Origin of the sequence: Croceibacterium mercuriale, assembly GCF_000802385.1 — a bacterium.
GTDB lineage: Bacteria > Pseudomonadota > Alphaproteobacteria > Sphingomonadales > Sphingomonadaceae > Croceibacterium > Croceibacterium mercuriale.
The window spans coordinates 783,284-806,796 of the sequence record NZ_JTDN01000002.1 but is presented as its reverse complement, the minus strand read 5'-3'; the positions used below and the strand labels follow the sequence as shown (position 1 = coordinate 806,796).

Genomic DNA, 23,513 nt, shown 5'->3' with positions numbered 1-23,513 from the left:
GCGCTTGCCGCACTGGTACCGGTCAGCCCGGGCCCGGCATACCGCGACGTTCCTGTTCTCGCCTGATCCGAAGAGGGGAAACACCATCATGTCCGTACGCACTCTCGACCCGCTGCTCGTCACCGGCAAGGCCATCGTCATCATCGGCCAGTGGCTGATGGCGATCGCCGGCATCACCCTGCTGATCGCCCTGCCGCTGGCCGCCATCTTCGCCGACCAGATCACCGCTGCGATGCGGCTGGAGACCGGCAATGCCGCCCTTGCCCTGCCGCTGCCAATGATCCTGCCGTCCATGGGCATCTGCCTGGCGATTGTCGCACTGATGTTCCTGTTCTTCCGCAACCTGCTGCGGATCGTCCGCACCGTGAGCGAAGGCGATCCCTTCGTGCCGGCCAATGCGCAGCGCCTGACCCATATGGCGTGGATCATGCTGGCGGTGGAGATGCTGACGCTGGCGCTGGCCCCGCTCGCCTACCGGATCGGCAGCCTGATGGCCGAGGAGACCCTGGCCAGCGAGAGCACGGACGTGGACCTCAGCGGCATCATCATGGTCGTCACCCTGTTCATCCTCGCCCGCGTTTTCCGGCAGGGTGCCGCGATGCGCGACGATCTGGAAGGTACCGTCTGATGCCCCCCGCCATCGAGCCCGACGACAGCACCCGCATCGTGGTCAAGCTGGACGAACTGCTGCACCAGCGCCGCATGACCCTGACCGAACTGTCCGAACGGGTCGGCCTGACACTCGCCAACCTGTCGATCCTGAAGACCGGCAAGGCCAAGGCGATCCGCTTCTCCACGCTGGAGGCGATCTGCCGGGAACTGGGCTGCCAGCCGGGCGACCTGCTGGGCTACAGCGTGGAATAAGGAACCTTGCCATGGGCCGGACGGTTGGTCGGCCTGAAGCAAACAGGGAACCATCACATGAACAAGCTCGCACTCGCCGCTCTGCCCCTCGCCCTTGGCCTGGGCCTCGCCGCCTGTGACGGCCCGGCCGAACAGGCGGGCGAGGAGATCGACAACATCAACAACGTCAACGGCCAGGCCGAAGCCCAGGGCGAGCAGATCGATTCCATGCGCGAAGCGCAGGGCGACACGATCGACGAGGCGGCCGACCAGATGGACGAGCGCGCCGACCAGCTGGAGGACACCGACCCGACCCGGGCGCAGCAGCTGGACAGCACGGCCGAGGTGCTGGAGGATCGCGCCGACAAGATCTGACGGCGCGGAGCGCCCCGCAAGGACCGGCGGCGGGTTGACCTTTGCCGCCGGTTCGTTAAAGGCCCGCCGCGATCCGGCGGGCCTTTTCGTGCACGCCGAATCATCCGTCCAAGACAGCTGGTGGGGCTTCCCCTTAATCTCCAGCCTAGGCGGGGACAGAGTTTTTCGGGTCTTCGCACCCGTTCGCGCCGCCGGCCTGTCCGGAGCGTACCTCCTTCCCTTGTCGCAACGGACCCGCCCTGCATCGTCCGCGATGCAGGACAACGCAGCCGGTCGTGCGCGGGGTTTCGGCCCCGGGTCTCGGCCATAAGTGAAGGAGTAAGGCATGGATCGTTCGCAGAAAGCCGACGCGGTCGCCCAGCTCAGCGAAGTCTTCGGCGAGGCCGGCGTGGTGGTGATCACCCGCAACCTCGGCCTGTCGGTCGCGCAGTCGACTGTACTGCGCTCGAAGATGCGTGATGTTGGCGCGACCTATCAGGTGGCGAAGAACCGCCTCGCCAAGCTCGCCATCAAGGATACCGATTACACGGGTCTGGACAGTTTTCTGACCGGCCCGACCGCGATCGCCTATTCGGTTGACCCCATCGCCGCGGCCAAGGCCGTCGTCGATTTTGCCAAGGGCACCGACAAGATTGAGATCGTGGGCGGTTCCATGGGTGCGCGGGTGCTCGACGCCGACGGGATCAAGGCACTTGCCGCGATGCCGTCGCTGGACGAGCTGCGTGGTACGATCATCGGCCTGGTGCAGGCGCCGGCGACCAAGATCGCCCAGCTGACCACCGCGCCCGCCGCCAAGCTTGCCCGCGTCTTTGCCGCCTATGGCGACAAGGAAGCCGCGTAAGCCGAGCCAGTGTGAATGCGAATACCCGCTGGATCGGCGCTGATGCCGGGCACGGGCAACCTTATCGAACGGAGTGAATAATCATGGCCGATATCGCCAAGATCGTCGAAGACCTGTCGCAGCTGACCGTGCTGGAAGCCGCCGAGCTCGCCAAGGCGCTGGAAGAAGCATGGGGCGTGTCCGCCGCTGCCGCCGTTGCCGTTGCCGGCCCGGCCGCCGCTGCTGCTCCGGCTGAAGAAGAGAAGACCGAGTTCGACGTCATCCTGACCGGCGACGGCGGGAAGAAGATCCAGGTCATCAAGGAAGTCCGCGCCATCACCGGCCTGGGCCTGACCGAAGCCAAGGCTCTGGTCGAGGGCGCGCCCAAGGCCGTCAAGGAAGGCGTGAACAAGGCCGAGGCCGAGGACATCAAGGCCAAGATCGAAGCCGCTGGCGGCACGATCGAGCTGAAGTAATCGGCCGGGCCGGTCCCTTCGCGGGCCGGCACTGCACAGGAAAGGGCGGCTCCCGCATGCGGGCAGCCGCCTTTTTCATGTCCGTGAAAGTTTCACGGGCGCGAAATCAGATCGTCTTGAGCCAGTCGATGATTTCTTGCCGCCCCGTTGCGTCGTGCAGCCCGGCATAGGTCATGGTGGTGCCGGGCACCGTCGATCGCGGATCGGCCAGGAAGCGGTGCAAGGTCGCCTCGTCCCACACCAGCCCCGATTGCTGCAGCGCGGGCGTGTAGTTAAACCCCGCAGCGGCGCCGGCGGACTTGCCGGAGACACCTGCCAGTGACGGGCCGATGCCGTGCTGGCCCTCGCCTGTCGCATGGCAGGCACTGCAGACGATGAAGGCCCTTGGCGGCGGGGGCCCGGCACGAGCGAGAGCCTCGGCCCGGGATGTCGCACTCGAGGCCGGCGCGGGCTGCGGCGCCTGCTCGCAGCCCGCCAGCGCAGACAGGCCGGCGATCAGGGCGAGGGTCCGGTTGATAATCATCACCCGCGCCATAGGCCGGCGAAAGCCTCCTGTCCTGACGATCCGGGCTTTCCACCATCGCCGCTGCCCCCTACCGCACGGCCATGCGTTTCTCCCCAGCCCTTCGCGCAGAGATCCGCGCCACGCTGCACCTCGCCGGTCCGCTGGTGATTGCCGGGCTGCTGCAGATGGCGCTTGGCGCTACGGACATCGCCTTTATCGCCCGGCTCGGCCCGGAACCGCTGGCCGCGGCCAGCTTGGCCGTCGCGCTGTTCAGCGTCACGGTTTGGGCGCTGAGCGGCCTGTCCGGTCAGGTCGGCGCACTGGCGGCAGCAGCGATCGGCGCGCGCGGTCCGGCTGTGCGGGAGGTGCGGCGGATCACCCGCATGGGCCTGTGGCTGGCGGTGGCGAGCGGATTGCTGGCCATGGCGATCTGCGCCGGCGGCGAACGCCTGATGCTGCTGACGGGGCAGGATCAACGGATTGCCGCGATGAGCGGCGATTACCTCGGCATCATGCTCTGGTCGGCCATTCCCCTGTTGCTCAGCAACGTGCTGCGCGCCTTTGTCTCCACGCTGGGCCGCCCCGTCTTCGCCACGGTCGTCGCGCTGCTGTCGCTGCCGTTGAACGCGCTGGGCAATTACCTGCTGGTGTTCGGCGCGTGGGGCGCGCCCGCGCTTGGCCTGCGGGGCGCTGCCATCGCCAGCGTCGCTACCGCGCTGATCGGCCTGCTGATGTATGTCACCGCCATCCACAACGACCGGCGGTTGCGGCGCTATTACCTGTTCGGCAATTTCTGGCGGCCCGACTGGCCGCAGATCCGCCGGCTGATGGCCGTGGGACTGCCCGTATCCATCACCATCGTGGCGGAGGCCGGGCTGTTCGGCGCGGCCGCCTTCCTGATGGGGCGGATCGGAGCACTGGAACTGGCGGCGCACACGCTGGCCCTGTCCATCGCCTCGCTCGCCTTCCAGGTGCCGTTCGGCATCGGCCAGGCGGCGACGATCCTCGTCGGCTATCACTTCGGCGCCGGCGATGCAGCGGGCGTGGGGCGAGCCGGCCTGGTCGGCATGGTGCTGAGCCAGGTCTTCGCGCTGGGCAGCGCCGCGCTGATGGTGGGGGCGCCGTTGCTGGTGCTGACCCCATGGATCGACACCGGCAACGCCGCCAACGCGCCGCTGGTCGAACTGGCCGTCGCCTATCTGCTGGTGGGGGCGGCGTTCCAGCTGGCGGACGGGCTGCAGGCCGTGGTGCTGGGCGCGTTGCGCGGCCTGCAGGACACCCGCACACCGATGGCCTACGCCATTGGCGGCTACTGGCTGGTCGGTTTTGGCCTCGCCATCGGACTGGGCTTCAACACCCCGCTACGGGGCACGGGCGTCTGGCTGGGCCTTGCCATCGGGCTGCTGATCGTGGCGGTGCTGCTGCTGGTCCGCTGGCGCCGCCGGGTCCGGCTGGGACTGATCGCCGCCTGAGCACGCGTCATCGTCGTGCAAGATTTTGTGCGCACATGCCGGTTGACGCGGACCTTCCGCCTGCACATATGCGGGCCGCTGGCACTCTCGATCGGAGAGTGCCAGCACCGAAATCACATCATGAGGAAGAGGTCATAATCATGGCATTCCGTCCGCTGCACGACCGTGTTCTGGTCCGCCGTATCGAGGCCGAGGAAAAGACGGCCGGCGGCATCATCATCCCCGACAGCGCCAAGGAAAAGCCGAGCGAAGGCGAGATCGTCGCTGTCGGCACCGGCACCCGCGCCGAGAACGGCACCGTCACCCCGCTGGATGTCCAGGTCGGCGATCGCGTGCTGTTCGGCAAGTGGGGCGGCACCGAGGTCAAGCTGGATGGCGAAGACCTGCTGATCATGAAGGAAAGCGACATCATGGGCGTGGTCGGCTGAACAGCCACCGCCTCTGATCTTTCCGTTCACCCATATAGCGAAGGAATAACACAATGGCTGCCAAGGACGTAAAGTTCGGCCGTGATGCGCGCGAGCGCATCCTGAAGGGCGTCGACACGCTCGCCAATGCCGTCAAGGTCACGCTGGGCCCCAAGGGCCGCAACGTCGTGATCGACAAGAGCTTCGGTGCGCCCCGCATCACCAAGGACGGCGTCACCGTCGCCAAGGAAATCGAACTGAAGGACAAGTTCGAGAACATGGGCGCGCAGATGCTGCGCGAGGTCGCCAGCAAGGCGAACGACAAGGCCGGTGACGGCACCACCACCGCGACCGTGCTGGCCCAGGCCATCGTGCGCGAGGGCATGAAGTCGGTTGCCGCCGGCATGAACCCGATGGACCTGAAGCGCGGCATCGACATCGCTGTGACCAAGGTGGTCGAGAACCTGCAGGCGCGTTCCAAGGCCGTGACCGGTTCGTCCGAGATCGCCCAGGTCGGCATCATCTCCGCCAATGGCGACCGTGAAGTCGGCGAGAAGATCGCCGAGGCCATGGAAAAGGTCGGCAAGGAAGGCGTGATCACCGTGGAAGAGGCCAAGGGCCTCGAGTTCGAGCTGGATGTCGTGGAAGGCATGCAGTTCGATCGCGGTTACCTGTCGCCCTACTTCGTCACCAATGCCGAGAAGATGGTGGTGGAGCTGGATAACCCGTACATCCTGATCCACGAGAAGAAGCTGTCCAGCCTGCAGGCCATGCTGCCGATCCTGGAAGCCGTGGTGCAGAGCGGCCGTCCGCTGCTGATCATCGCCGAGGACATCGAAGGCGAGGCGCTGGCCACCCTGGTGGTCAACAAGCTGCGTGGTGGCCTGAAGATCGCTGCCGTGAAGGCACCGGGCTTCGGCGATCGTCGCAAGGCGATGCTGCAGGACATCTCCATCCTGACCGCCGGCGAGATGATTTCCGAGGATCTCGGCATCAAGCTGGAAACCGTTACGCTGGGCATGCTGGGTCAGGCCAAGCGTGTCACCATCGACAAGGACAACACCACCATCGTCGACGGTGCGGGTGAAGGTGACCAGATCAAGGGCCGGGTCGAGCAGATCCGCGCACAGATCGAGACCACCACGTCCGACTACGACCGCGAGAAGCTGCAGGAGCGGCTGGCCAAGCTGGCCGGCGGCGTTGCCGTGATCAAGGTCGGCGGTGCGACCGAGGTCGAGGTGAAGGAGCGCAAGGATCGCGTGGACGATGCACTGCACGCCACCCGCGCAGCTGTCGAGGAGGGCATTGTCCCCGGCGGCGGCACGGCGCTGCTGTACGCCACGAAGGCCCTGGAAGGCCTGACCGGCGCCAACGACGACCAGACCCGCGGCATCGACATCATCCGCAAGGCGATCTTCGCCCCGGTGCGTCAGATCGCGGAGAATGCCGGCCATGACGGTGCGGTCGTTTCGGGCAACCTGCTGCGCGAAGGCGACGAGACCCAGGGCTTCAACGCCGCGACCGACACCTACGAGAACCTCGTGGCTGCCGGCGTGATCGACCCGACCAAGGTCGTCCGCACCGCGCTGCAGGATGCCTCGTCCGTGGCTGGCCTGCTGATCACGACGGAAGCCGCGATCAGCGAGTCGCCGGAAGACAAGCCTGCCATGCCGGCGATGCCGGGCGGTGGCGGCATGGGCGGCATGGACTTCTAAGTCCGCGCCACTCGCGTCATGCTACGGGAAGGGGCCGGGGGAGCGATCCTCCGGCCCTTTTTCGTGCGTCCGCAAGATACCGGCTGGCGACGAATGGCGCCTTGTCGTCGCATTGTCTGGCACTGGCAGGCGGGCGGGCCGTTAGGTCGACATCAGCGACATAAAGGAGAGAACGCCCCCATGAAGATCCCGCACAACGCCCATGTCGCACTCGTCGATGGCACTCGTTTCCTGGTGCTGCGCAACAGTGGCCAGCCGTTCGAGCCTAGCCTGCAACTGGTGGCCGAACCCGACCTGGACCCGACCAACTTCAGCGCCGGCATTCGTAATCAGGAACCGTCGGCCCCCGGTGGCGCCTCGACCAATCTGAACGAGCTGGCTCATGGCGCCGCTGCCGCCGAATGGCTGAACAGCAAGGCCAAGGCCGGCGAGATCGAGCATCTGGTGGTGGTCGCCGACCCCAAGACGCTGGGCGAGATGCGTCGGCATTACCATGTGGAGCTGAAGGATCGTCTGGCGGGAGAACTGGCCAAGTCCCTGACCGGGGAGCCAATTCCGTCGATCGAGAAGGTGCTCGCCGCAGCCTGATCACGCTCGTCCCGCTGCCTGGTTCCCCCGGTTGTCGCAGCTGTCAGCCTGACCATCGCGGTCCGATTTGCGCGAATCGGCTGGTATGGTTAGGCTTTCAGCAATCTGGCAGGCTTTATTGGGGGATCCATGCAGATCGGGACTCTTGCACGCACCGCCCTTGCCGCCGCCCTCGCCTTTGGCGGGCTGGCTGGCGGCACGGCGATCGCACGCGACGCGGCGCCCCCGCAGGGCGCCGTCCAGCTGGAGGCGGCGTTCGACACTGCCTTCGGCACGGACATCCGCAGCCCGCGGGATTATTCCGCCAGCTATGAAGGCATCCTGCAGCAGCAGATCGCCCGGCTGGCCGATGGCGGGCAGGGTCGGATTGGCCTGTTCGCGGTCGACCTGGCCACGGGCGAGGAGATCGCAGTGTTGGGCGACCAGCGCTTCCCCATGGCCTCCACCAGCAAGATCGCCATCGCCGCCACCTTTATGGAAGGCGTGGAGCGCGGGCGCTGGAGCTTGTCGAGCGAGTTCCCGCTGATGGTGCCGGTGGCCAGCCGGCCGTTCTCCACCGCCGTGGCACCGGTGCGGGCGGGCGAGCATCTGAGTGCGCGCCAGCTGATAGAGCTGATGATCACCCGCAGTTCCAACCCTGCGACCGATGCGCTGCTGAAGGCAGTCGGCGGCCCGGCGGCGGTGAACGACTGGGTGCGTCGCAACGGCATCAGCGAATTCAACCTGTCGCGCGACATCGCTACACTGGTGCGCGACGATGGCGAGGTCGACCCTGCCACCAGCATCGACACGCGCGACAGCGCCACGCCACGTGCCATGGTGCAACTGCTCAGCGGCCTGCATCAGGGCCGCTTCCTGTCGGATTCCAGCCGCCGGGTGATCCTGGGTGCGATGGAACGCTGCCGCACCGGCACCCGGCGCATACGCGCCCTGATGCCTGCCGGCGTGACGGTGTCGCACAAGACGGGCACGCTGAACAACACGGCCAGCGACATCGGCTTCATCCACGCGCCTGACGGCCGGACCATCGCCGTCGCGATCTACGTCACCGGGCAGGGTGGCCGCCCGGGGCGTGATGCCAAGATCGCCAATCTCGCCCGCGCCATCTATGACGGCTATGCCCAGCAGGGCACCCTGGCCGCGCGCCAGATGGTCAACGCCAACTACTGATCGGTGACCGCCGTCGGGTCACGAAAAAGGGGCGCCTGGCCGATGCCAGGCGCCCCTTCCCGTTTTCGCTGAGCGAAAGATCAGTCGCGGCTGGCTTCTGCGACCGACTCGTCCTGCACGTCGGCCTCGATGCGGTCACCCGCTTCGTCGGTCGCGCGGCCGGCGGAATCGACCGCACCGCTAACGGCGGCGCCGGCGTCGTTCAGGCCGGTCTCGACGGTCTGGCCAACTTCCTCGGCATTCGCTTCTACGTCGTTGGCAGCGCCTTCGACGGCAGCGCCGGCGGCGTCTTCAGTGCTTTCCGAGCAAGCGGCGAGCGACAGGGCGGAACCGGCAATGGCGGCGGCGAGAATGATCTTGCGCATGGTCAGACATCCTTGATCTGCGAATAACAGCGCGCCGCCACCCGGCGGCGCACGAAATCCGCCAATCGGCGGCGAACTTCATCACAAAAGATAATCGGCCCGGGCGGGCAGCACAACCGGAATGTGGCAGAAAAGTGGCGGGCAGCCGAATAGTGGCCACAATTGCGGCGGGACCGTTGCCGCAATCGCCGTCATCCGGGCTCGCGCTACCGGCTGTCTGCCACAAACCGGCTGACCCCCTGCCCCGGCCTTGCTAACAGGCGGCCATGGCGGACAAGCAGCATCTCTATCTGGTCGACGGGTCGGCCTACATCTTCCGGGCCTATCATCGGCTGCCGCCGCTGACCAACCCGGCCGGCACGCCGGTGGGCGCGGTCTATGGCTACACCACCATGCTGTGGAAGCTGGCGGAGGACCTGGACAAGGCGGACGGTCCCACGCACCTGGCGGTGATCCTGGACAAGGCCAGCCACTCCTTCCGCAACGACCTGTATGCCGAGTACAAGGCCAACCGGCCCGAACCGCCGGAGGACCTGCGCCCGCAATTCCCGCTGATCCGTGACGCGACCCGGGCCTTTTCCATCCCGTGTATCGAGGAAGCCGGGTTGGAGGCGGACGATCTGATCGCGTCCTATGCCCGCGCGGCCACCCGCCGCGGATGGGATGTGACCATCGTGTCCAGCGACAAGGATCTGATGCAGCTGGTCGGCCAGTGCGGGGCGCCCGACGATGGCTGCGAAGGCGGCTGCATCGACATGCTGGACACGATGAAGAACCAGCGGATCGACGTACCTGAGGTGGTCGAGAAGTTCGGCGTGCCGCCGGAACTGGTCGGCGACGTGCTGGCACTGATGGGCGATTCGGTCGACAATGTGCCCGGCATCTTCGGCGTCGGGCCCAAGACCGCCAGCAAGCTGATCCAGGATCATGGATCGCTGACCGCCGCGCTGGACGCCGCGCCCGGGATGAAGGCGGGCAAGCTGCGCGAGCGGCTGATCGAAGGACGCCCGATGGCGGAGCTCAGCCGCGTGCTGGTGCAGCTGAAGGAGGATTGCGACCTCCCCATGGAGCTGGACTCCTTCAGGCTGGACGGCGTGCCGCCGGAACCGCTGGCGGCGTTCCTGACCGAACATGGCTTCACCAGCCTGCTGAAGCGGCTGGATGGCGGGCGCGGATCGCCCGATCGGGCCACCAACCTCAATCCCGCCAAGCTGACGACGACAAGCCCGGCCGCACCGCAGGGCAACATCCAGGCCCTGCCGGACCTGCCGCCGGTCGATCGCAGCGCCTATGAGTGCGTGCAGACCGCCGAACGGTTGCAGCACTGGGTGGACCGGGCCTTCGCCGCGCGGCTGGTGGCGATCGATACGGAGACGAGCGCGCTCGATGCCATGCAGGCGGAGCTGTCGGGCATCTCGCTGGCGATCGGTCCCAACGATGCCTGCTACATCCCGCTGGGCCATGGTGGCAGCGACATGTTCGCCGAGGTGCCGCCGCAGGTGGACCGGCACGTCGCCTATGACCTGCTCCGCCCGCTGCTGGAAAACGATGCGGTGCTGAAGGTCGGGCAGAACATCAAGTACGACATCAACATCCTGTCCCGCTGCGCCAACATCGCCGTGGGACCGGTCGACGACACCATGATCATCAGCTTCGCGCTGGATGCCGGCCGCTCGCTGGACGGGATCGGCGGCGGGCACGGCATGGACGAGCTGGCACAGCGGCACCTCAGTCACGCCACCCTGACCTTCAAGGACATCTGCGGCACCGGCAAGAAGACCATTCCGTTCGGCCAGGTACCGCTGGATCGCGCGACGGAATATGCGGCGGAGGATGCGGACGTCACCTGGCGTCTGCACCGCCATCTGAAGCCACGCCTGGCGATCGAAGGTGGCACACGCATCTACCAGACGGTGGACCGCCCGCTGATTCCGGTGGTCGCCGCCATGGAACGGCACGGCATCCGCGTGGACCGGCAGGCGCTGGCTGGCCTGTCCGAGAAGTTCGCTGGCGAGATTGCCCGGATCGAGGGCGAGATCTTCGACAATGCCGGGCAGAGCTTTACCATCGGCAGCCCCAAGCAGCTGGGCGACATCCTGTTCGACAAGCTGGGCTACAAGGGCGGACGCAAGGGCAAGAGCGGGCAATATTCCACCGATCAGGCCGTGCTGGAGAAGCTGGCCGCGGATGGCGCGACCCTGCCGCGGATGATCCTGGAATGGCGGCAGCTGTCAAAGCTGAAGACCACCTATACCGATGCACTGCAGGCCGCGATCGATCCCGGGACCGGCCGCGTCCACACCAGCTACAGCCTGGTAGGTGCGCAGACCGGGCGGCTGTCCTCCACCGATCCCAACCTGCAGAACATCCCGATCCGCACCGCCATCGGCCGGCAGATCCGCGAAGCCTTCGTGGCGGAGCCGGGCAATGTGCTGGTGGCCGCCGACTATTCGCAGATCGAGCTGCGGCTGGCCGCGCACATGGCCGACGTGCCGCCGCTGAAGGAAGCCTTTGCCGAAGGGCAGGACATCCACAGCCGCACTGCGGAAGAGATGTTCGGCACGGTCGACCGCGACACCCGCGCGCGGGCCAAGACGATCAACTTCGCCATCCTGTACGGCATCAGCCGCTGGGGTCTGGCCGGCCGGCTGGAGATCGAGGCGGACGAGGCGCAGGCCATGATCGACCGCTACTTCGAACGCTTCCCCGGCATCCAGCGCTACATCGTGCAGACGCTGGAGAGCGTGCGGGAGCGCGGCTATTCCGAGACCCTGTTCGGCCGCAAGACGTGGTTCCCGCGGATCAATTCCAAGGCGATCAACGAACGCCAGGGCAGCGAGCGCGCCGCGATCAACGCGCCGATCCAGGGCACCAGCGCCGACATCATCAAGCGGGCGATGGTCCGCATGGGGCCGGCGCTGGCGGAGGCCGGCCTGGGCCATGCACGGATGCTGCTGCAGGTGCACGACGAACTGGTGTTCGAGATGCCCGAAGGTGATGTCGATGCGGCGCGGCCGGTGATCGAACGGGTGATGGCGCAAGCGGCCCGGCCGGCGGTGGAGCTGAGCGTGCCACTGGCGATCGATATCGGCCATGGTCTCAGCTGGGATGCCGCGCACTAGCGCAGGTGCAACAGCGTCCCCAGATCGGGTGCTGGACACCACAGGAGAGCATCATGCGTACCCCCGAAGCCGTTGCCGGTATGCTGTGCCCGGTCTGCCAGGTGAGCCTGGCCATGTCAGATCGGCAGGGCATCGAGATCGATTACTGCCCGCAATGCCGCGGCGTGTGGCTGGATCGCGGAGAACTCGACAAGATCATCGAGCGGAACGTCGCGGCCGAGGTGGCGCAGGCCCCGCAGGCTGCCCCCGCGCCCGCCTCGGCCCCCTATCCGCCCCAGGCTGCCAGCCCGTGGGGTCAGGGGCAGCAGCAGCGCGATCACCGGCATGATGATCGCGGCGCACATCATCAGGGCGGCTACGACCAGCGCCATGGCAAGCCCAAGCGCAGGAAGAGCTTCATCGAAGAGCTGTTCGACTGACGGCTCAGCCCGGGTCGGGCGGGACGGCGCGCTTCAGCACATAGTGGATCACGTAATGGCCGGGCGAGGCGCAGGCCACGAGCTCCCACCCCTCGGCCCCCAGGCTGTTCAGGCGTTGCTCCAGCGCGGGCGCATCCAGCGCGCCGTCCACCGTCCGGTATTCCCACTGCATTGGCTGCTCCTTTGCAATGAACAGGTGAGCGGGCGCGGGCAATGATGCAACCGCCCGCCTGACCAGCGGAGCCGCGGGCGGGATAGGTGAAAAGGCGTCGCGGTCGGCAGTGGCACCATTGCCCAAGTGCCCCTGCCGTCGCATGGTCCACATACGCCGCGAACGGATCGGGATACATAAACGCGCATGGCCTTCTCCTCACCGCTTCTGCCCCTGTCGCCGGCAGGCCGGGCTCATGGCACGCCGCCAGGCGCTGCGGACGGTCCTGGGGCGTGAGGCGGGGCATGGAACGACCAGCCACCGGGCCGAACGCTGCCGAGCAACAGGCGACAGAGGAGGGCCGCGATGCCCCCGCCCGCAATGCGCGACTGGCGCGTGGCCTGTCCGGCACCAACCTGGTGCGGGCGGGCGACTACAACCAGCGCACCGTGCTGCAGGCCATCCGGCTGAAGGCGGAAACCACCCGCGTCGCCATCGCGGCCGAGACCGGACTGACCCCGGCGACCATCGCCAACATCACCAACCGGCTGATCGATGCCGGGCTGGTGCGCACGATGGGCCGCTTGCAGGGCGGGCGCGGGCAGCCGCCGCTGCGCCTGCAGGTCGATCCGGACGGCGCCTTCGGCATCGGCCTGAACATCGACCGTGATCACCTGACGCTGGCGGTGCTGGACCTGACGGGCGAGGTGCGCGCCCGCCGCACCCGCGACGTGGCCTTCCCCATGCCGGCGGACGTGGTCGCCTTCGTGCGCGAGCACATGGCCGAACTGCGCGCGGAAGCTGGCTTCGACCCTGCCGCCGTACTGGGCGTGGGCGTTGCCATGCCGGACGACCTGGGGCGTATCGCCCTGCCGGGCCAGCCGGCCGATTATGCCGCATGGAGCGATGTCGACCTGCCAGCCCTGCTGGCGGATGACCTGCCGTGGGACATCCACGTCGACAACGATGCCGCCGCCGCCGCGCTGGGCGAGGCGCAGAACGGCGCCGCCTTTGCCACGCCGACCTTCTTCTACCTGCTGATCGCGGCCGGGCTGGGCGGCGGGCCGGTGATCGACCGGACCTATCATCGCGGCGCCCATGCTCGCAGCGGGGAACTGGGCCTGATGCCCGATCCGACCGCCAGCCGTCCCGGCGCGCTGGTGCAGGACACCGTGTCGCTGTCAGCGCTCAGCCTGCGGCTGGCGGAGGCCGGCTTCCCCGACCTGCCCCGGGCCGGGATGACCGGTGACGACCCGGCGATCCGTGCAGTGGTGGACCGGTGGATCGCCGATGCCGCCCGCGCGCTCACCGCGCCGCTGGTGGCGGTGCAGTGCTTGGTCGATCCAGATGCTGTGCTGCTGGGCGGGCGCCTGCCGATGCCGCTGATGCACCGGCTGGCGGAGGCGCTGACGGCCGTGCTGGCGGATATCCCTCTGCCCGCCCGTGCCCCGATACTGGCGGCGTCGATGGCGGAGGACGCGCCGGCGATCGGTGCGGCCATGCTGCCCTTCCTGGATCACCTGCTGCCATCCGACGCGATCCTGATGCAGGCCGGCCGGCCGCGCTAATAAAACAACCGTTTTCGTTTATTGTCGGATGTGGCAGGGATGGTTCGCGCGCATCGCAGAGTGCCCGGGGGAGACCGTCTTTTGCACCAGCCGACCACAAGTGCAGCGCCGCTCTCGCTTGGTATCGATTTCGGCGGCACCAAGATCGAGGCGAACGTGCTTGATCCGGCCGGCAGCGTGCTGTGGCGCGACCGGGTGCCCAATCCCGGCACCTATCCCAAGGCGGTTGCCGCCATCGGCGATCTGGTCGGCGCGGCGGAGCAGGCACTGGGCGCGCGCTGCACGATCGGCGTCGGTACGCCCGGCTCGCCTTCGCCGCGGACGGGCATCATGCGCAATTCCAATTCGCAGTATCTGAACGGCAAGCCGTTCGGCAGCGACCTGGAGGCGGCACTGGATCGCCCGGTGCGGCTGGCAAACGACGCCAATTGCCTGGCCTTGTCCGAAGCGTTCGACGGTGCCGCAGCGGGTGTCGGATCGGTCTTCGGCCTGATCATCGGCACCGGCGTCGGTGGCGGGCTGGTACTGGACGGCGCGTTGCTGGACGGCGCGCACGGCATCGCCGGGGAGATCGGCCACCTGCCGGTGCCATGGCCGCAAGGGGCGGAACTCGACCCGCCACCCTGCTGGTGCGGGCTTGCCGGCTGCTGCGAAACCTGGGTGTCGGGTAAGGGCTTCGCCCGCGCCTTCCATGCGGAGCATGGCCAGACGCTGACCGCGCCAGAGATCGTGGCGGCGGCACGCAACGGTGATCCCGCTGCGAAGCAGGCCCTGACGGACTATACCGACCGGCTGGGCCGGGTACTGGCGCAGGTCGCCAACCTGCTCGATCCGGACGTAATGGTGCTGGGCGGCGGCATGTCCAACGTGGCCGAGCTGTATCCGGCATTGCCGGCGATCGTGCGGCATCATGCGTTCTCGGACCTGTGGGACGGGCGCATCGTCCCGGCCCGCTGGGGCGATGCGTCCGGCGTGCGCGGCGCGGCGCGGCTGTGGCCCGCCGCGGGCACGGCGGAGCATCAGGCGGCAGGCTGACGAACGCCCCTTGCGCTCTCTGCCCGTCCATCCGGGAACGCTACGCCTGCCGGCATGCGTCCCCGGATGGCGGCAGCGTCAGTGCTTGGAGCTGCGGGTGCTTTCAACCATGCCTTCGGTCAGGAAGCCGATCGGTCGCACTTCCATCGCCCGGCGCTTCAGCTCGCCCTGCATCGCCTCATATTCGCGCTCCATTGCCTCGCTGACGGAGGCCCGGCTCTCCTCCAGCGCGGCGCGGAAGTCGGCGGCCGTCACCGCCTGCGCATTCTCGCCGTCGCGCCGGATGGCAAGCAGGCCGGCGCGGCGGACCACGTCCTCCAGATCGGCGCCGGTATAGCGGTCGGTCTGCGCGGCGATGGGCGCCAGGTCCACGTCAGCGGCCAGCGGCATGTTGCGGGTGTGGATCGACAGGATATGCGCCCGGCCCGCTTCGTCCGGCGGACCGACATAGACCAGTTCGTCGAACCGGCCCGGCCGGAGCAGCGCAGGGTCGACCAGCGTGGGGCGGTTGGTGGCGCCGATCACCACGATGGAGTTCAGCTCCTCCATCCCGTCCATCTCCGCCAGGATGGTGTTCACCACCCGCGCGGTCACCTGCGGCTCGCCCGCACCGCTGCCGCGCGCGGGCACCAGGCTGTCGATCTCGTCGATGAACACCACGCAGGGCGCCACCTGCCGGGCGCGGGCGAACAGCTTGCTGATCTGCTGTTCGCTCTCGCCATACCATTTGGACAGCAGGTCGGATGATTTCATGGAAATGAAGTTCGCCTCCGCCTCCCGCGCGACCGCCTTGGCCAGCAGCGTCTTGCCGGTGCCCGGCGGGCCGTAGAGCAGGAACCCCTTAGCCGGGCGGATCCCCAGCCGGTCGAACGCCTGCGGGTTGCGCAGCGGCAGCTCCACCCCTTCGCGCAGCTTCTCCTGCGCAGTGCCCAGACCGCCAATGTCGGACCATCCGACGGTGGGCGCCTGCACCATCACCTCGCGCATGGCGCTCGGCTGCACGCGCTTTAGCGCCTCCCGGAAGTCGTTCTTCTCGACCTGCAGTGTTTCCAACACCTCGGGCGGGACGGTGCGCGCATCGAGGTCCAGCTTGGGCATGATCCGTCGCACCGCCTCGATCGCGGCCTCCCGCGCCAGCGCGGCCAGGTCGGCCCCCACGAAGCCGTGGGTGGAACGGGACAGCTCGCGCAGGTCCACGCCCTCGCCCAGCGGCATGCCGCGGGTATGGATGCCCAGGATCTCGCGTCGGCCCTTCTCGTCCGGCACGCCGACGATGATCTCCCGATCGAAGCGGCCCGGGCGGCGCAGGGCCTCGTCGATTGCGTCGGGCCGGTTCGTGGCGGCGATCACCACCAGATTCGCGCGCGCCTGCAGCCCGTCCATCAGCGTCAGCAACTGGGCGACCAGCCGCTTCTCCGCCTCGCCCTGCACGTTCTGCCGCTTGGGCGCGATGGAATCGATCTCGTCGATGAAGACGATGGACGGCTGCGCCCGCTCCGCCTGCTCGAACACCTCGCGCAGCCGCTTCTCGGACTCGCCATAGGCGCTGCCCATGATTTCCGGCCCGTTGATGATGAAGAACTCGGCCTCGCTCTCGTTCGCCACCGCCTGCGCCAGCCGGGTCTTGCCGGTCCCCGGCGGCCCGTGCAGCAGCACGCCCTTTGGCGGATCCACGCCCAGCCGGGTGAACAGTTCGGGATAGCGCAGCGGCAGTTCCACCATTTCGCGCAGCTGCTTGATGGTGTCGTCCATGCCGCCGACATCGTCATAATTGACGGTACCGCGCCCGTCGCGCGGCTCGGCATACTCAGCGCGCAGTTCGACTTCGGTCTCCGGTCCGATGGTGACGATGCCGCGTGGCACGGTGGAGATCACCTGCAGGCGGATCTGCGTCAACGCATAGGCCGGGGTGTTGAACATCCGCCGCACTTCAGGGGGCACGTTCTGCACCGGCTGCTGGCCATGGGTTGCCACCAAATCGCCTTGTACCAGCGGCTTGCCGGCAAACACACGCTTCAGCGCCTCCGGCGGGCCTTGCAGCCGCATCTGCCGCTGCGCGGGGGCGAACACCACCCGGCTGGCGACGCGGGTCTGTGCGCGGCGCACCTGCACATGCTCCCCGCCGGCGGTTTCCGCATTGGCGCGCTGCAAGCCGTCCAGCCGGACCACGGATAGCGACTGATCCTCGTCATAGGCCGGAAAGGCCAGCGCGGCGGTGATCCGCTTACCCTCGATCTCGATCGGGTCACCTTCGGTGATGCCCAGCGCCTGAAAGGCGGACCGTGGCATCCGGGCGATGCCGCGGCCGCTTTCTTCCTGCCGGGCGGCGGCCACCTGCAGGCGCACGGCCTGATCCGCTGCCACTGTCGCTTCCCCGTCCGCCATCCGCCATGTCCCTTCGCTCAGTTCCTGCCGTTCAGCTAGGAAGCGCGCAGGGCGATGGAAAGGGTCCGCATGGCAAGGCGGGCTTGACCAAAAAGAAAAGCCCGGCCGTTGCCAGCCGGGCTTGAAAGTTTGGGAGAGGATGCCTGAAAGGCCCGTTCCTTATGCTCGCCGACCTGCCTGTTCGCAAGTGCGAAAGGCGCACGGAAGATTGCGTATTGCGCAACTGCGAGGAAGCTAAGTGCATGAAAAATCTGAAGGCATCTGTCGCGTTGCGCAAGGATGTTGCTGGGTCATGCCCGAATATTGTGCGGTGCAGCAAGAGTTACACCCATACATGACACCCCGTGACAGGTGCTGCCCGATTGCGTAGCACCTGCCTGCAAATTGCACTGTTGAGAGGGGCCTGACGATGCGCAAACTCTATCCCGATGCAGGGGCCGCGCTGGACGGCGTCCTGCGTGACGGGATGCTGATCGCGGCCGGCGGCTTCGGCCTGTGCGGCCTGCCCGAACGCCTGCTGGACGCGATTCGCGACAGCGGCGTCACCGATCTGACCTTCGCCAGCAACAATGCAGGGATCGACAATGAAGGCATCGGCAAGCTGCTGCGCACCCGGCAAGTCAGGAAGATGATCGCCAGCTATGTCGGCGAGAACAAGGAGTTCGAGCGGCAATTCCTGTCTGGCGAGCTGGAGGTGGAGTTCTGCCCGCAAGGCACGCTGGCCGAACGGATGCGCGCGGGCGGCGCGGGCATTCCCGGCTTCTACACCAAGACCGGCGTCGGCACGCAGGTAGCCGAGGGCAAGGAGGTGAAGAGCTTCGACGGCCAGGATTATATCCTGGAACGCGGCATCTTCGCCGACCTGGCGATCGTGAAGGCCTGGCGGGCCGACGAGGCGGGCAATTGCGTATTCCGCAAGACCGCTCGCAACTTCAACGCTCCGGCCGCCACCTGCGGCAAGGTATGCGTGGTGGAGGTGGAGGAGCTGGTGCCGGTGGGCACGCTCGACCCTGACCAGATCCACCTGCCGGGCATCTACGTCCAGCGGCTGATCGTGGGCGCACCCTACGACAAGAAGATCGAGTTCACGACCGTGCGCGAAAGGGAGAGTGCCTGATGGCCACGCAGTTGAAGGGCTGGACCCGCGACCAGATGGCCGCCCGTGCCGCGGCCGAGCTGGAGGATGGCTTCTACGTCAATCTTGGCATCGGCATACCGACGCTGGTGGCCAACCACATCCCCGCGGGGGTGGAGGTCACGCTGCAGTCGGAGAACGGGATGCTGGGCATCGGTCCGTTCCCCTATCCGGACCAGGTCGATGCCGACCTGATCAATGCCGGCAAGCAGACCATCAGCCAGCTGCCGCACTCGGCCTATTTCGACAGCGCGCAGAGCTTCGCCATGATCCGCGGCGGGCATGTCGACGTGGCGGTGCTGGGCGCGATGGAGGTCAGCGAGCGGGGCGATATTGCCAACTGGATGATCCCGGGCAAGATGATCAAGGGCATGGGCGGCGCCATGGACCTGGTGGCCGGGGTCAAGAAGATCATCGTGGTGATGGACCACAATGCCAAGGACGGCACGCCCAAGTTCATCCCCGAATGTACCCTGCCGCTGACCGGCCGCGACGTGGTCGACATGATCGTTACCGACCTGGCGGTGTTCGCCCGGCCGGATCATGCGAGCCCCTTCCGGCTGGTGGAACTGGCGCCCGGCGTCACCGCGGAGGAGATCGCGGGCAAGACGACCGGGCATTACCTGGAAGCGTGAGGGGCGGGCGTGGTGTCAATCCGTCGGTCCACGCCGCTTGACGGTGAGCGCGTGCTGGAGATCTGGCGCAACGCCGTGGATGCTACGCACGATTTCCTGCAACCGGCGGACCGGCTGGCAATCGAGCGGGAGGTGGTCGGATCCCTCCCCTCGGCACCGCTATGGATCAGCGTCGATGCAGAAGACCGGGCAATGGGGTTCATGCTGCTGGACGGGGCGCACATGGAGGCGCTGTTCGTGGACCCGCTGCATGCCGGCCGCGGCGTCGGTCGGGCGCTGGTGGATCACGCCATCGCGTCCTGCGGCGTGCTGACGACCGACGTGAACGAACAGAACGTCCGGGCAATGGGCTTCTATCGCTATCTCGGCTTTGCGCCCACCGGCCGTTCGCCGGTCGACGGGCAGGATCGCCCCTACCCGCTGGTCCACCTGCGGCGCACGGCCTGACCGGAACAGGGCTGCCCCACCGGCGCAGCCCGCCTTGTCCGGACCTTACTGCGCCAGCAGGCGCGTCGCGATCTTTCGGACTTCGTCGCCCATATCCGGGCGTTCCAGCGCCAGCGCCAGGGTTGCTTCCACGAAGCCGGTCTTGCTGCCGCAATCGAAGCGGCGACCGGCGAAGGTGACAGCGTGGAACGGCTGCTGGCCGATCATCTGCGCCATTGCATCGGTCAGCTGGATCTCGCCGCCGGCACCCTTGCCCTGCGTTTTCAGGATGCGCATGACCTCGGGCTGCAGGATGTAACGACCGGACACGATCTTGTTCGACGGGGCCTCGGCCATTTTCGGCTTCTCGACCAGGCCCTTCACCTCGGTCAGCGCGCCGTTGACCGCGCCGGGCGCGATGACGCCGTAGGAGGAGACTTCCTCCTCCGGCACTTCCAGCACGGACACCAGGTTGCCGCCGACCTCGTTATAGGCTTCCACCATCTGCTTGATGCAGCCGGGCTGGCCCACCATCAGCTCGTCCGGCAGCAGGATGGCGAAGGGCTCGTCCCCCACGATCGCGCGCGCGCACCAGATCGCATGGCCCAGCCCCATCGGCTCCTGCTGGCGCACGGTGATGAGGTTGCCGGGGGTAAAGCGGGTCGCTTCCAGCACGGACAGGTCCTTGCCTCGCGCCGCCATCGTGGCTTCCAGCTCGTAGGCGATGTCGAAATTCTCGACCAGGGCGGTCTTGCCGCGTCCGGTGACGAAGATCATCTGCTCGATCCCCGCCTCGCGCGCCTCGTCCACCGCGTACTGGATCAGCGGGCGATCGACGATCGGCAGCAATTCCTTCGGAATGGCCTTCGTGGCGGGAAGGAAGCGCGTGCCCAGCCCGGCGACGGGGAACACGGCTTTGCGGATCGGTTTGCGGTCGCTCATGCCGCAGTGCAATATAGATCACCCTGCCTGCCTGCAATCGCTAAGCGAGGACAGATACGCTGAACCTTTCTTTCTGCGGCGCGTTGATGCGGCCACAGACAAGAAAAAGGTAGTGAACGATGGCATTGCTGCGAATGGCCGCCCTGGGCGCGGCGGGATATGGTCTCTACAAGTACATGACCGGCGAGAAGCGCAACCATGCCGCGTTCGCCAAGGGTGAAAACACCGACGACAACTTCGCCCAGTTCCGCAGCAGCGGGCCGGCCGCCATGGCCGGCGGCAAGAATGCCGAGTGGGACGCGACCGACGAAAGCTCGGACCAGAGCTTCCCGGCCAGCGATCCCCCCTCCACCTACTGACCGGTCCCTTGCGCCCGGCGCGCCGCCAGCCACAGGCGGATCGCGCCGGCCAGGCCCGGCGGCGTGGGCGCGGCGATGCGTTCCGCATCGATCCGCGCCACCAGCCGTGACAACGGCACGCCCTCGGCCGCCGCCGCCTCCTTCAGCCAGTCCCAGAAAAGAGGCTCCAGACTGATGGAGGTGCGGTGGCCCTCTATCTCCACCGACCGCTTGATCGGCGGATGATAGACTTCCCCGGTCAGGCGTCCGGACCCAGCATGGTTTCCGGCCGCACCACGCGATCGAACTCCTCACCCGTCACATCGCCGCTCTCGATCGCCGCCTCGCGCAGAGTGGCGCCGCTCTTGTGCGCGTTCTTGGCAATGGCCGCCGCCTTGTCGTAGCCGATCGACGGCGCCAGCGCGGTCACCAGCATCAGCGAGTTGCCGAGACCCCGGGCGATGTTGTCCTCGCGCGGCTTCAGCCCCTTCAGCAGGTTCTCGACGAAGCTGTCGGACGCATCGGCCATCAGCTTGACCGACTGCAGGAAGTTGAAGCCCAGCACCGGACGATAGACGTTCAGCTCGAAATGCCCCTGGCTGCCGGCAAAGGTCATGGTGGTGTGATTGCCCATGATCTGCGCGCAGACCTGCGTCATTGCCTCGCATTGCGTCGGGTTGACCTTGCCCGGCATGATGGAGGATCCGGGCTCGTTCTCCGGCAGGGCCAGCTCGCCCAGACCCGACCGCGGGCCGGAGCCGAGGAAGCGGATGTCGTTGGCGATCTTGTACAACGCCGATGCCAGGGTGACGATCGCGCCATGGGCGAAGACCAGTCCGTCCTCGGCTCCTAGCGCCTCGAACTTGTTGGGGGCGGTGACGAAGGGCAGGCCGGTATCGGCGGCGATCTGCTCCGCCACGCCTTCGGCAAACCCCTTGGGCGCATTCAGGCCGGTGCCAACGGCGGTGCCGCCCTGCGCCAGCTCGTACAGACCGCCCATGGTCGCCTCGATCCGGGCGATCCCGGCCTCGACCTGGCGGGCATAGCCGGAGAATTCCTGTCCCAGGGTCAGCGGGGTCGCGTCCTGCGTGTGGGTGCGACCGATCTTGATGATGCCGTTCCAGCCTGCCGCCTTGGCCGCCAGTTCCGCATGCAGCGCCTTCAGCGACGGCAGCAGCGTCTCGGCCACTTCACGCGCGGCGGCGATGTGGATCGCGCTGGGGAAGGTGTCGTTGGACGACTGCGACATGTTGACGTGATCGTTGGGATGGACCGGCTTCTTGGTCCCGACCTCGCCGCCCAGCGCAACGGAGGCGCGGTTGGCGATCACCTCGTTGGCATTCATGTTGCTCTGCGTGCCGGAGCCGGTCTGCCACACCACCAGCGGGAAGTGGTCGTCCAGCGTGCCCGCAGCGACTTCGGCCGCAGCGGCGGCAATGGCGTCTGCCAGGCCCTGGTCCAGCAGACCCAGCTTCGCGTTGGTCAGCGCGGCAGCGCGCTTGATGGTGCCCAGCGCATGGACGATCGGGAGGGGGATGCGCTCGCCACCGATGCGGAAGTTCTGGCGGCTGCGCTGCGTCTGCGCACCCCACAGGCGGTCGGCGGGAACCTCGATGGTGCCCATCGTGTCGCTTTCGGTGCGCGTCTCGGCCATTGGTGCAAGTCCTTCATGCCCCGGCGCTGACAGGATGGCCACCTGCCCCGGGGCGGGCAAAGGGCCGTATGCGCGCCCCTTTGCCTGCCGCACGGGCGTAACTCAATACATATGCTGGCCGCCATTGATCGACAGCGTCGAGCCGGTGACGAAGCCGCCTTGCTCCGACGAGAGGAAGGCGACACCGCGGGCGATCTCGCTTGCCTGGCCCAGCCGGCCGACGGGGATCTTGGCGACGATCTTCTCCAGCACCGCTTCCGGCACCGCGGCAACCATCTCCGTATCGATGTAGCCGGGTGCGATGGCGTTGACGGTGATGCCGAAGCGCGCGCCTTCCTGTGCCAGCGCCTTGGTGAAGCCATGGATGCCGCTCTTGGCGGCGGCATAGTTCACCTGGCCGTACTGGCCCGCCTGCCCGTTGATGGATCCGATGCTGACGATCCGGCCCCAGCCACGGCTCTTCATGCCGGGGAACACGGCCTTGGCCATGTTGAAGCATCCGCCCAGATTGATCCGCATGACCTCGTTCCAGTCCTCGAACGACATCTTCAGCAGCGTGCCGTCACGGGTGATACCGGCATTGTTGACCAGCACCTCGATCGGGCCGACCTCCGCCTCCACCCTGGCGATGCCGTCCATTACGGCCTGGTGGTCGCCAACATCCCAGCGGTATGCGGGAATGCCGGTCTCTTCGGTGAAGGCGCGGGCCTTTTCCTCGTTGCCGGCATAATTGGCCACCACGGTGAACCCGTCAGCCGCCAGCGCCTCGCAGATGGCTCGACCGATGCCCCGGGTTCCGCCGGTGACGATTGCTACGCGCGCCATGTATCTCTCCAGACATTTGAATTGAGCAACATTCCTAGGCGCAACCGTGCAGACAGCGCAAAGAAAAACCCCGCACAATGGCGGGGTTTTCTGCAACAATTCGTTGCTGCAACTGCGTCATTCAATGCTGCAGATGCGCTGT

General features: G+C 67.1%; 26 protein-coding genes. 18 read left to right on the top strand and 8 right to left on the bottom strand.

Translation table 11 applies throughout. From position 1 onward, the window contains the following. Nucleotides 1–88 precede the first annotated feature (88 nt). The 5 genes from PK98_RS13340 to rplL all read left to right on the top strand — a co-directional run bounded on the left by PK98_RS13340 (nt 89) and on the right by rplL (nt 2,514). The gene (locus PK98_RS13340; protein ID WP_039097325.1) at nt 89–628 is read left to right on the top strand and encodes a DUF2975 domain-containing protein; all 540 of its coding nucleotides are present in this window, start codon (nt 89–91) and stop codon (nt 626–628) included. After that, the gene (locus PK98_RS13335; RefSeq protein WP_039097324.1) at nt 628–864 is read left to right on the top strand and encodes a helix-turn-helix domain-containing protein; all 237 of its coding nucleotides are present in this window, start codon (nt 628–630) and stop codon (nt 862–864) included. Before PK98_RS13340 ends, PK98_RS13335 begins: the two co-directional genes overlap by 1 nt. A gap of 57 nt (nt 865–921) precedes the next feature. Then, on the top strand, nt 922–1,218 hold the full coding sequence (locus PK98_RS17175) for a hypothetical protein (RefSeq protein ID WP_052208683.1): 297 nt from the start codon (nt 922–924) through the stop codon (nt 1,216–1,218). Between the two features lie 325 nt (nt 1,219–1,543). Beyond that, on the top strand, nt 1,544–2,059 hold the full coding sequence (rplJ, locus tag PK98_RS13325) for a 50S ribosomal protein L10 (RefSeq protein ID WP_039097323.1): 516 nt from the start codon (nt 1,544–1,546) through the stop codon (nt 2,057–2,059). Between the two features lie 83 nt (nt 2,060–2,142). Continuing rightward, nucleotides 2,143–2,514 (top strand): 50S ribosomal protein L7/L12, encoded by a 372-nt coding sequence (rplL, locus tag PK98_RS13320; RefSeq protein ID WP_039097322.1) that lies wholly within the window; start codon nt 2,143–2,145, stop codon nt 2,512–2,514. Between the two features lie 106 nt (nt 2,515–2,620). On the opposite strand, the gene PK98_RS13315 is transcribed toward rplL, so the two are convergent. Further along, nucleotides 2,621–3,037, bottom strand: coding sequence for a c-type cytochrome (locus tag PK98_RS13315; RefSeq protein WP_039097712.1), 417 nt, complete (start codon nt 3,035–3,037; stop codon nt 2,621–2,623). Nucleotides 3,038–3,120: 83 nt separating this feature from the next. Between PK98_RS13315 and PK98_RS13310 the strand changes: the two genes are divergently transcribed. The 5 genes from PK98_RS13310 (at nt 3,121) to PK98_RS13290 (ending at nt 8,371) form a co-directional block, all read left to right on the top strand. Continuing rightward, nucleotides 3,121–4,491, top strand: a complete 1,371-nt coding sequence (locus PK98_RS13310; protein ID WP_039097320.1) for an MATE family efflux transporter — start codon at nt 3,121–3,123, stop codon at nt 4,489–4,491. 140 nt (nt 4,492–4,631) lie between these two features. Continuing rightward, nucleotides 4,632–4,919, top strand: coding sequence for a co-chaperone GroES (gene groES / locus PK98_RS13305; RefSeq protein WP_039097319.1), 288 nt, complete (start codon nt 4,632–4,634; stop codon nt 4,917–4,919). 53 nt (nt 4,920–4,972) lie between these two features. Continuing rightward, nucleotides 4,973–6,613 carry a chaperonin GroEL gene (gene groL / locus PK98_RS13300; RefSeq protein ID WP_039097318.1) on the top strand — a complete coding sequence of 547 codons (1,641 nt, stop codon included), beginning with the start codon at nt 4,973–4,975 and terminating at the stop codon, nt 6,611–6,613. A gap of 180 nt (nt 6,614–6,793) precedes the next feature. Continuing rightward, on the top strand, nt 6,794–7,201 hold the full coding sequence (locus tag PK98_RS13295) for a baeRF12 domain-containing protein (RefSeq protein WP_039097317.1): 408 nt from the start codon (nt 6,794–6,796) through the stop codon (nt 7,199–7,201). 129 nt (nt 7,202–7,330) lie between these two features. Further along, complete coding sequence (locus tag PK98_RS13290) at nt 7,331–8,371, top strand: serine hydrolase (RefSeq protein WP_039097316.1); 1,041 nt, start codon at nt 7,331–7,333, stop codon at nt 8,369–8,371. 80 nt (nt 8,372–8,451) lie between these two features. Here PK98_RS13290 and PK98_RS13285 read toward each other — a convergent pair whose 3' ends face one another. Next, entirely contained in the window at nt 8,452–8,736 is a 285-nt protein-coding gene (locus tag PK98_RS13285) for a hypothetical protein (protein ID WP_039097315.1), read from the bottom strand. Nucleotides 8,737–9,002: 266 nt separating this feature from the next. Here PK98_RS13285 and polA point away from each other — a divergent pair, with 266 nt between their 5' ends. Continuing rightward, nucleotides 9,003–11,858, top strand: coding sequence for a DNA polymerase I (gene polA / locus PK98_RS13280; RefSeq protein ID WP_039097314.1), 2,856 nt, complete (start codon nt 9,003–9,005; stop codon nt 11,856–11,858). A gap of 53 nt (nt 11,859–11,911) precedes the next feature. Then, nucleotides 11,912–12,277 carry a TFIIB-type zinc ribbon-containing protein gene (locus PK98_RS13275; RefSeq protein WP_039097313.1) on the top strand — a complete coding sequence of 122 codons (366 nt, stop codon included), beginning with the start codon at nt 11,912–11,914 and terminating at the stop codon, nt 12,275–12,277. A 4-nt stretch (nt 12,278–12,281) separates the two neighbouring features. Here PK98_RS13275 and PK98_RS16775 read toward each other — a convergent pair whose 3' ends face one another. Then, complete coding sequence (locus PK98_RS16775) at nt 12,282–12,449, bottom strand: DUF4177 domain-containing protein (RefSeq protein WP_152608666.1); 168 nt, start codon at nt 12,447–12,449, stop codon at nt 12,282–12,284. 284 nt (nt 12,450–12,733) lie between these two features. Here PK98_RS16775 and PK98_RS13270 point away from each other — a divergent pair, with 284 nt between their 5' ends. Both PK98_RS13270 and PK98_RS13265 read left to right on the top strand, forming a co-directional pair. Continuing rightward, nucleotides 12,734–13,996, top strand: coding sequence for an ROK family transcriptional regulator (locus tag PK98_RS13270; RefSeq protein WP_039097312.1), 1,263 nt, complete (start codon nt 12,734–12,736; stop codon nt 13,994–13,996). An 81-nt stretch (nt 13,997–14,077) separates the two neighbouring features. Then, entirely contained in the window at nt 14,078–15,031 is a 954-nt protein-coding gene (locus tag PK98_RS13265) for an ROK family protein (protein WP_052208678.1), read from the top strand. A gap of 78 nt (nt 15,032–15,109) precedes the next feature. Here the strand turns inward: PK98_RS13265 and PK98_RS13260 are convergent, their stop codons facing one another. Then, nucleotides 15,110–17,416: a CDC48 family AAA ATPase gene (locus PK98_RS13260; protein ID WP_039097311.1), complete on the bottom strand. Its 2,307-nt coding sequence runs from the start codon at nt 17,414–17,416 to the stop codon at nt 15,110–15,112. Between the two features lie 409 nt (nt 17,417–17,825). Here PK98_RS13260 and PK98_RS13255 point away from each other — a divergent pair, with 409 nt between their 5' ends. Genes PK98_RS13255 through PK98_RS13245 form a run of 3 tightly spaced genes read left to right on the top strand, consistent with a single transcriptional unit; the run spans nt 17,826 to nt 19,633 of the window. Continuing rightward, nucleotides 17,826–18,533: a CoA transferase subunit A gene (locus tag PK98_RS13255; RefSeq protein WP_039097310.1), complete on the top strand. Its 708-nt coding sequence runs from the start codon at nt 17,826–17,828 to the stop codon at nt 18,531–18,533. Further along, nucleotides 18,533–19,186 (top strand): 3-oxoacid CoA-transferase subunit B, encoded by a 654-nt coding sequence (locus PK98_RS13250; RefSeq protein WP_039097309.1) that lies wholly within the window; start codon nt 18,533–18,535, stop codon nt 19,184–19,186. The genes PK98_RS13255 and PK98_RS13250 overlap by 1 nt, the downstream gene beginning before the upstream one ends. A 12-nt stretch (nt 19,187–19,198) precedes the next feature. Further along, a complete protein-coding gene (locus PK98_RS13245) occupies nt 19,199–19,633 on the top strand; it encodes an acetyltransferase (protein ID WP_456062131.1) in 435 nt (144 codons plus the stop codon). 45 nt (nt 19,634–19,678) lie between these two features. On the opposite strand, the gene galU is transcribed toward PK98_RS13245, so the two are convergent. Further along, entirely contained in the window at nt 19,679–20,554 is an 876-nt protein-coding gene (galU, locus tag PK98_RS13240; protein WP_039097306.1) for a UTP--glucose-1-phosphate uridylyltransferase GalU, read from the bottom strand. Between the two features lie 119 nt (nt 20,555–20,673). Here galU and PK98_RS13235 point away from each other — a divergent pair, with 119 nt between their 5' ends. Beyond that, nucleotides 20,674–20,913 (top strand): hypothetical protein, encoded by a 240-nt coding sequence (locus PK98_RS13235; RefSeq protein WP_039097305.1) that lies wholly within the window; start codon nt 20,674–20,676, stop codon nt 20,911–20,913. Here the strand turns inward: PK98_RS13235 and PK98_RS13230 are convergent. From PK98_RS13230 to phbB, 3 genes are all read right to left on the bottom strand, one after another. Next, on the bottom strand, nt 20,907–21,155 hold the full coding sequence (locus PK98_RS13230) for a ribbon-helix-helix domain-containing protein (RefSeq protein WP_039097304.1): 249 nt from the start codon (nt 21,153–21,155) through the stop codon (nt 20,907–20,909). The two genes, PK98_RS13235 and PK98_RS13230, sit on opposite strands and share 7 nt — an antisense overlap. Continuing rightward, nucleotides 21,152–22,546 carry a class II fumarate hydratase gene (fumC, locus tag PK98_RS13225; RefSeq protein WP_039097303.1) on the bottom strand — a complete coding sequence of 465 codons (1,395 nt, stop codon included), beginning with the start codon at nt 22,544–22,546 and terminating at the stop codon, nt 21,152–21,154. Before fumC ends, PK98_RS13230 begins: the two co-directional genes overlap by 4 nt. A gap of 102 nt (nt 22,547–22,648) precedes the next feature. After that, the gene (gene phbB / locus PK98_RS13220) at nt 22,649–23,371 is read right to left on the bottom strand and encodes an acetoacetyl-CoA reductase (protein ID WP_039097302.1); all 723 of its coding nucleotides are present in this window, start codon (nt 23,369–23,371) and stop codon (nt 22,649–22,651) included. Between the last annotated feature and the right edge of the window lie 142 nt (nt 23,372–23,513).